A 7659-nucleotide genomic window follows, 5' to 3' on the forward strand; every position below is an offset into this window, starting at 1 on the left:
CTGTACGCGCTGGTCATCAAACAGCTGCGGCCGGGATCGTGCACGCCGACGGTGCCGGCGGGCATCGTGGACCCGCCGAGCGCGCGGACCAGCGACCAGGCCCGGGTCTTCATCGACCGGCAGGCCACCGAGGACCAGCGCAACCTGGCCCAGGCGGCGATCTGGCGCGGCCTGGGTGGCAGCCCGAGCTTCGCCGGGGACCCGCGGGCGCCCGGTTTCCTGAGCCCGTACTGCGCTCACGGCCGGGTCGACTCCGCGGTCGCCGAGAAGCTGCCCAGCCACTGGAGCGTCGAGCTGGCCAGCCCCGGGCTGTTCGCCGGGCTGGCGGCCGAGATGATGGCGATGCCCGGCGTGGTGGCCGTCCAGCACGTCCCGGACTGAGCCTGGGAGTAGTGCCCGAGCTGCCGCAACCTTCGTGCTGACGGTTGCGGCGGCCGCTGTCGCTCTCGCCCCATCGGGTCCATCAGCCGCCGACACCGCGTTCACGCTGCCCGGGCCGTCCGGGCCGTACGCCGTCGGCCGGGATGTCCTGCACCTGGTCGACCGGTCCCGGTCTGACCCGCGGGTGCCCGCCAGATCCCGAGAACTGATGGTGTCGATGTTCTACCCGGCGACGGCCCACTCCGGCCGCCCGGCGCAGTACCTCACCACCACCGAGGCCGGCCTGTTCCTGGCGGACCGCGACGGGCCACTCGATCGGCGGCAACGCCGCGTCGGCGACCATGGCAGTCGACCGTCGCGTCCGGGCCGGCATCAACATGGACGGCACGTTCTTCGCCCCGGTCCCCGCCGGCGGCCTCGACGGGCGCCCGTTCCTGCTGCTCGGCCAGCCCGACCACATCCCGGGCGGCACCGACGACACGTGGGACTCTGCCTGGAGCCGCCTCGACGGCTGGAAGCGCTGGCTCATCGTCACCGGCGTCGGGCACCTCAACTTCAGCGACACCGCGGTGCTGGCCGACCAGGCCGACCTCCCGGACACCGGCTCGCCCCTGCCCGGCGACCGGACAGCGCGGATCGTGCGCGACTACGTGACCGCGTTCTTCGACCGGCACCTGCGCGGCGTGCCCCGGCCGCTGCTGGACGGCCCCACCCCGCACAATCCTGAGGTGGTCTTCCACCCCTGACGCACGGAGGTGTCAACGTGTTCGCACTCGTGGTGCGGTTCGAATGCCGGGACGAGGCCGCGGCGGCCAGTTTCGACGAGCTCACCGCCGTGGTGGTACAGCAGATCACCGAACGCGAACCGGGCACGCTCATCTACGCCACGGCCGCGGTCGAGGGTGAGCCGCTGGCCCGGGTGTTCTACGAGGTGTACCGGGACCGTGACGCCTTCCAGGCCCACGAGCAGGCCGGACACGTCCGGGACTTCCACGCGCGCAAGGATCCCCTGCTCAGTGGCACCCGGGTCGAGTTCCTCGCCCCGGGTGCCGCCAAAGGCCTGGACCAGGGACGGATCTAGGCTGGTCACATGCCGACCACTCCCATGCCCGACGCCGTCCTCGACCTCCTCCGCCGGCCCAACCCGGCCGTCATGGCCACGGTGGCCGCCGACGGTCGCCCGGTGACCGTGGCCACCTGGTATCTGCTGGAGGACGACGGCCGCGTGCTGCTGGGCCTCGACGCGACCCGGGCCCGCCTCAAGCACCTGCGCGCGGACCCGCGGATCTCCCTGACGGTGCTGGCCGAGGACGACTGGTACACCCACGTCAGCCTCCAGGGCCGCGTCGGACCGATCACCGAGGACGAGGGCCTGCGCGACATCGACCGGCTGGCCCGGCACTACATGGGTAGCGACTACCCGAACAGGGAGAGCCCGCGGGTGAGCACCCTGATGACGGTCGAACGCTGGCACGGCTGGGGAAAGATGCGCGAGCAGTGAGCCCTGGCCGGCCGGTGCCTGTGCAGGTGCACTGCCGGCTGACCGTCACGATCGAGGACGCTGGGGCTGTCGCCGCACTTGCGGTGCAGCGGCTCGGCGAGGCCGCCATCGACTGGGCGGAAGAGGAAGACGACCTGGCGACGGCGAGCGGGCAGCTCGGGGACGACCTGCTCGCTTGCGTCGCGAGCTTGGCCGACCCTGCGCGCATGTTCGACGGGATCCCGGGTGTGAGCGTCGAAGGCGGCCACATCTGGGCCGAGAGAGCCCGATAGTCCAGCTCTGCGCCGCTATCTCGCGGCTGACCTCTTGGACCTCGGCTGCGTGAAAACTTTTGTCTCCAGAGTGGAAAGTTGGATTACATACGGCAGAAGATATGGACGTGGCGTCGAAAGTGGATCAGGATGTTCACGTCTCTGAAGTGAGCTGGTAACAGGGGAGCGCCGTGAAACGTCTGCTAGTGGCTGCCTTACTCATCGGAACATTCACCGCCGCACCCGCGTATGCCGCCGACCTGCCGCCCCAGGAGCCAGGCGTCACGCTGCGGACCTATCACATCGGCCTGCCCCTCAACCGCGTCTGTGAGCTCAAGCCCGGCCAGACCCCCAATGTGGACAAATTGATGCCCACAGTGGACTGGTCGACCGCCGAGCAGTTCGGGCTCGAGGACGACTTCGTCACGCACGCGCTGGCCAATCTCACCGTGCCTGCCGACGGCGCCTACACGTTCCGGCTCACCAGTGACGACGGCTCGAAGTTGTGGGTCGGTGACACCCTCGTCGTCGACCATGACGGCCTGCACGGCGCCGAGCCCAAGGACGGTGCCGTCAACCTGACCGCGGGCGTGCACCCGGTGCGGGTCGAGCACTTCGAGCGCAACGGCGGCCAGCAGCTCACCCTCGCCTGGCGGCCGCCGGGCGCCGACGACTTCGCGGTCGTGCCGACCAGCGCGCTGAGCACCGACGCCGGCGTGGTCCGGGTGACCGCACCCGGGCAGAAGGAGTGTGTCGCCGGCACCGACGCTCCCGGCGACGGGCTGCCGCTGACCGCCGTGCACCCCGGCTACGACCTCACCGACCTGCGCCCGCCGGGCTTCGAGCCGCAGGTCACCGGCATCGCCTGGCGGCCCGACGGCAAGATGGTGCTCAGCACCTGGGGCGGCTCCGACAAGGTGGCCGGCGAGGTCTACCTGGTCGACAAGGTGACCGGCAAGACCGGTCCCGACAAGGTCACGTACCGCAAGATCGCCGACGGGCTCAAGGAGCCGATGGGCATCGCGGTGGTCGACAACATGGTCTACGTGTCCCAGAAGCACGAGCTCACCGAGCTGCGCGACACCAACGGCGACCAGGTGCTCGACACCCGCCGTACGGTGGCGGTGTGGCCGTTCGGCGGCAACTTCCACGAGTTCGCGTTCGGCCTGCTCTACAAGGACGGCAACTTCTACCTCAACCTGTCCGTGTCGATCAACCTCGGCGGCGCCACCACGGATCCGCAGCCGGTCGGCGGTCGCGGCACCAGCATCGTGGTCAACCGGCGCACCGGCAAGGTCACCACGGTGGCCGGCGGCCTGCGCACCCCGAACGGCATCGGCTGGGGGCCCGGCGGTGACCTCTACGTCACCGACAACCAGGGCGGCTGGCTCCCGTCGTCCAAGCTGCTCAAGATCAAGCAGGGTGCGTTCTACAACCACTACACCAACCCGGACGGCCCGTTCGACGCCGAACCGGTGACCCGGCCGGTGCTGTGGCTGCCACAGAACCAGATCGCCAACTCGCCGAGCACGCCCGTGCTGCTCAAATCGGGGCCGCACAAGGGGCAGCTGCTGATCGGGGACGTCACCTACGGCGGCCTGCAGCGGGCGTACCTGGAAACCGTGCACGGCCAGGAGCAGGGCGCGGTCTTCCGGCACACCCAGGGCCTGGAGGCCGGCATCAACGAGGTGTCGATCGGGCCGGACGGCGCGATCTATCTCGGCGGGCTCGGCGCCGAGGGCAACTGGGGCCAGGAGGGCAAGCTGCATTTCGGGTTGCAGAAGCTCACCCCCAACGGCAAGGACGTCTTCGACATGAAGACGATGAAGGCCACCGAGACCGGATTCAAGATCGAATACACCAAGCCGTTGTCCGACGCGACTGTCACCGCGCTGCCGACGGCGTACAAGGTGGAGCAGTGGCGGTACGCGGCGACCGCGCAGTACGGCGGCCCCGAAGTGGACAAGGAGACGCTGCCGGTCACCGCGGCCAAGGTCTCCAGCGATCGCAAGACCGTCACGCTGACCGTGGCCGGGCTGCGTCGCGATCGCGTGGTGCACCTGCGCTCGCCGCGCCCGTTCAGTGCCCGTGACGGTGAGACGCTGTGGAGCACCGAGGCCTGGTACACGATGAACGAGGTCCCCGGTGCGCAGGCGCAGCAGGTCTACTACGAGGCCGAGGAGGGCAACCGCGAGGGTGGGGCCGGGCTGGCCACGGATCACCGCGGCTACTCCGGCATCGGCTTCGCGGCCGGCTTCGGCTCGCTCAACTCCTCGACCACCATGCACGTCACCGTCGACAAGGCCGGCGACTACGAGGTCGGCCTGCGCTACTCCAACGGCCCGAACCCGTTCAGCGGCACCAAGACGGTGAGCGTGCACGTCAACGAGCGCAAGGTCCGCCAGGTCTCGCTGCCGTCGACGGTCACCTGGGACGAATGGGCGACCGCCACGGAGAAGCTGTCCCTGCGCAAGGGCCTGAACACGATCCAGTACCGGGTCGACGCCCTCGACACGGGCCACGTCAACCTCGACCTGATCAGCGTGCGCCGGGCCGGCCAGCGGATCACCCTGTTCGACGCGCACGGCCTCGACAACTGGCTGCACACGGACGGGCGGCTCCCGCAATGGCCGGCCGTCGCGGGCGGGGCGACCGAGGTGTGCTGTGGTGACCTGCGCACCAAGGACGCGTTCGGCGACTACAAACTGCACGTCGAGTTCAAGGTCCCGTTGCTGCCCCCGGACGTGACCGGGCAGAACCGTGGCAACAGCGGCGTCTACCAGCAGGAGCGCTACGAGATCCAGATCCTCGACTCGTACGGGGACACGACGCTCGACAACAACGAGGCGGGCGCGATCTACACGATCAAAGCCCCGGACGTGAACGCGGCCACCGCGCCGGAGACCTGGCAGAAGTACGACATCACGTTCCGGGCGGCCCGCTACGACGCGGCCGGCGCCAAGACCGAGAACGCCCGCGTCAGCCTGGTCTGGAACGGCAAGAAGGTGCAGGACAACGTCGAGATCCCCCGGGGCACCGGCGGCAACATCCCGGAGGGCCCGGCCACCGGCGCCATCCGCCTGCAGGACCACGGCAACAAGGTGCAGTACCGCAACGTGTGGATCGAACCCGTCCGCTGAGGACAGTCGTCCCTGACCGGCCCCGGCGATGTCGCCGGGGCCGGTTCTTTCTATACCTGCCCGCGGGGAGCGAGGCCGTCGAAGACGATGGCGAGCGTCCGGTCCCGAATCTCCTCGTCGAGACCGCTGTGCGCCGCGGCCCGCGAGGTCGCCACCAGCAGGGCGTAGACCTCGGGCAGTTCAACATCGTCGCGGACCGCGCCGCACTGCTGGGCGCGCCGCAGCAGCGCGCCCACGGCTCGGCGCAACTCGTTCGACGCCTCAACGGCCGCACCGCCGCTGTCGCCGCCCGCGTCGAGCAACGCCACACCGATGGCGATCTTCGTCGCCGCGTCGGCGACCAGGTGGCGGAAGAAATCGAAGAACGCACTGCTGGGATCCGCGCTCTTCAAGGCCACCTCAGCCTGCTCACGCAGCCCTTCGAACCGCCGCACCAGGACGGCCTGCAGCAGCGCCGCCTTGGTGGGGAAGTGGCGGAAGACCGTGGCGATGCCGACGCCGGCCAGCCGGGCGACCTCCTCGGTCGACGCGGTCTCACCGCCCCGGCCGAAGACCTCCTCGGCGACGTCGAGAATGCGGCCGCGGTTGGCGCGCGCATCAACGCGTTGCGGTCGCCCGCCTGCGCTGCGGGTCATGCCGAGCTCCTTGCTTTCCGAAGTCCTGACTCCGTAAGGTCGGAGTGAGCACTCCGGATCGTATCGCGTCGTCGACGACAAGGAGAATTCCATGGGCCGGCCCCAGAGCCCGCGCGAGGTCTTCCTGGCCCTCGTGCACGGTGTCGCGGAGGAGCGATGGGACGAGTTGCCCGGCCTCTACGCCGAGCAGACCGACGTCCGGCACCCGTTCGACCCGCTGCGCGCCCCGGCGCTGCGCACCCGCGACGAGCTTCGTGAGCACCTCCGGCCCACCGGCACCGGCCCCCGGCTGCACCGCCGGGCCACGAACATCACCATCCACGAGACCACCGATCCCGAGGTCATCGTCGCGGAGTTCGAATACCAGGGCACTGTCGCGGAAACCGGGGAGCCGTTCGTCCAGCCGGGCATCTTCGTCCTGCGGGTCCGCGACGGCCAGATCATCAGCTCGCGCGACTACTTCGACCACCTCACCACCGCCCGGGTCCGCGGCCACCTCGACGAACTTCTGGCCGCCCTCACCAAGCTCACCTGAACATCAGGAGGCTTCGGTCCGCATCCGGAGGTTGTCCAGCCACGTGCTCAGCGAGGCGTCCAAGGCCTGCTGCGCGTACGGGATGTCGGCCTCGACCGGCGCCCCGCTCCACGACTCCTCGGTGTGCACCAGCACCCCGCCGTCCGGCTGCTCGGTGAACTCCCAGACGTGCACCCCGACGATGCCGTTGGCCGGGCCGCCCCAGACCAGCCGGTGCTGCGGCACGACCTGCCGGACGGTGGAGGTGATGTCCAGGCCCTCGACGTGCCAGCGGAACGCCGAGCCCGGCCGCAAGGGTCCGGGCGTGAGCAGTTCCATGCTGCCCACGCCGGACTGCCACTCGGGCCAGGACTCGAGGTCCGTGTGCACCCGCCACACAACGTCCAGCGGGGCCTGGATGACGATGCTGTGCCTGGCGATGACGGGCGCGTTCTCGTCGATGGTGGGTGTGGGCGTACCGGTCATGGTTGTCTCCTGTCCGGGCCGGCGCCGGGCCCGGTGCCCGTCGCTCACCTCGACTCTCGGCCCGATCGCGGTCCGTCCGGAAGCGGGCACCGGGGTCCAGCGGGGTCCAGCCGTGTCCACCGGGCCGCTCGTTTGGGACAATCGCGCCGGCGGATCAGCCCGGGAGGAGCCCAGCATGCGGTCGGAGACGGTTGCCGGCTCGGCCGGGCGTGGCCTGGCCCGCCGGCTGGAAGCGGCCCGCGCCCGGGCCTTCGTGGGCCGGGAGCACGAGCTCGCGGTGTTCCGGGCCGCCCTGTCCGGCGACTCGCCCGTCGCCGTGCTCTGGGTTCACGGGCCGGGCGGCATCGGCAAGTCGACCCTGACCCGGCTGTGGGTGCAGGCAGCCCGGGAGGCCGGGCGGTCCGTGGTCGAGGTCGACGGGCGCTTCGTCACCCGGGACCCGCAGGAGTTCGAGCAGACGGCGGCCGCGGTGCTCGAGGACGGTTCCGCTGTGCTCGTCGTCGATTCCTTCGAGCAGTGCCAGTGGCTCGAGGGCTGGCTGCGCGAGCGGTTCCTGCCGCGCCTCGCCGACGGCGCGCTCGTGGTGCTCAGCGGCCGCGGCCGGCCCGAGGTCGAGTGGTCGGTGGATCCCGGCTGGGCCCAGCTGCTGGCCGTGTTCGAGCTGGCGCCGCTGACCGCCGAGCAGGCCGGAGCGTTGCTGGCGGCCCGGGGAGTCGGCGCGTCCGAGGTGCCCGCCGTCGCGGGATTCGCC

The 7659-nt window shown here is 70.5% G+C and carries 11 protein-coding genes; 8 read left to right on the forward strand and 3 right to left on the reverse strand.

All coding sequences use genetic code 11. From position 1 onward, the window contains the following. Positions 1 to 381 (forward strand): hypothetical protein (locus AB0C29_RS23875; RefSeq protein WP_360823910.1); only part of this gene is annotated, 381 nt, incomplete at its 5' end. A gap of 82 nt (positions 382 to 463) precedes the next feature. Here AB0C29_RS23875 and AB0C29_RS23880 read toward each other — a convergent pair. After that, positions 464 to 724, reverse strand: a complete 261-nt coding sequence (locus AB0C29_RS23880; RefSeq protein ID WP_360823913.1) for a hypothetical protein — start codon at positions 722 to 724, stop codon at positions 464 to 466. Here AB0C29_RS23880 and AB0C29_RS23885 point away from each other — a divergent pair. The 5 genes from AB0C29_RS23885 (at position 723) to AB0C29_RS23905 (ending at position 5273) form a co-directional block, all read left to right on the forward strand. Beyond that, positions 723 to 1127 (forward strand): hypothetical protein, encoded by a 405-nt coding sequence (locus AB0C29_RS23885; RefSeq protein WP_360823916.1) that lies wholly within the window; start codon positions 723 to 725, stop codon positions 1125 to 1127. The genes AB0C29_RS23880 and AB0C29_RS23885 overlap by 2 nt on opposite strands. A 17-nt stretch (positions 1128 to 1144) precedes the next feature. After that, a complete protein-coding gene (locus AB0C29_RS23890; protein WP_360823919.1) occupies positions 1145 to 1462 on the forward strand; it encodes an antibiotic biosynthesis monooxygenase in 318 nt (105 codons plus the stop codon). A gap of 9 nt (positions 1463 to 1471) precedes the next feature. Next, positions 1472 to 1882 (forward strand): PPOX class F420-dependent oxidoreductase, encoded by a 411-nt coding sequence (locus AB0C29_RS23895; RefSeq protein ID WP_360823922.1) that lies wholly within the window; start codon positions 1472 to 1474, stop codon positions 1880 to 1882. 14 nt (positions 1883 to 1896) lie between these two features. Next, entirely contained in the window at positions 1897 to 2154 is a 258-nt protein-coding gene (locus AB0C29_RS23900) for a hypothetical protein (protein ID WP_360823925.1), read from the forward strand. Between the two features lie 170 nt (positions 2155 to 2324). After that, entirely contained in the window at positions 2325 to 5273 is a 2949-nt protein-coding gene (locus AB0C29_RS23905; protein WP_360823928.1) for a family 16 glycoside hydrolase, read from the forward strand. Between the two features lie 50 nt (positions 5274 to 5323). Here the strand turns inward: AB0C29_RS23905 and AB0C29_RS23910 are convergent, their stop codons facing one another. Then, positions 5324 to 5908 (reverse strand): helix-turn-helix domain-containing protein, encoded by a 585-nt coding sequence (locus AB0C29_RS23910; RefSeq protein ID WP_360823931.1) that lies wholly within the window; start codon positions 5906 to 5908, stop codon positions 5324 to 5326. Positions 5909 to 5999: 91 nt separating this feature from the next. Here AB0C29_RS23910 and AB0C29_RS23915 point away from each other — a divergent pair, with 91 nt between their 5' ends. Beyond that, the gene (locus tag AB0C29_RS23915) at positions 6000 to 6443 is read left to right on the forward strand and encodes a nuclear transport factor 2 family protein (protein WP_360823934.1); all 444 of its coding nucleotides are present in this window, start codon (positions 6000 to 6002) and stop codon (positions 6441 to 6443) included. A gap of 3 nt (positions 6444 to 6446) precedes the next feature. Here the strand turns inward: AB0C29_RS23915 and AB0C29_RS23920 are convergent, their stop codons facing one another. Beyond that, complete coding sequence (locus AB0C29_RS23920; protein ID WP_360823937.1) at positions 6447 to 6908, reverse strand: SRPBCC family protein; 462 nt, start codon at positions 6906 to 6908, stop codon at positions 6447 to 6449. Positions 6909 to 7083: 175 nt separating this feature from the next. Between AB0C29_RS23920 and AB0C29_RS23925 the strand changes: the two genes are divergently transcribed. Next, positions 7084 to 7659: AAA family ATPase (locus AB0C29_RS23925; RefSeq protein WP_360823940.1), on the forward strand; the 576-nt coding region annotated here is incomplete at its 3' end.

This window comes from Actinoplanes sp. NPDC048791 (assembly GCF_040650095.1).
GTDB lineage: Bacteria > Actinomycetota > Actinomycetes > Mycobacteriales > Micromonosporaceae > Actinoplanes.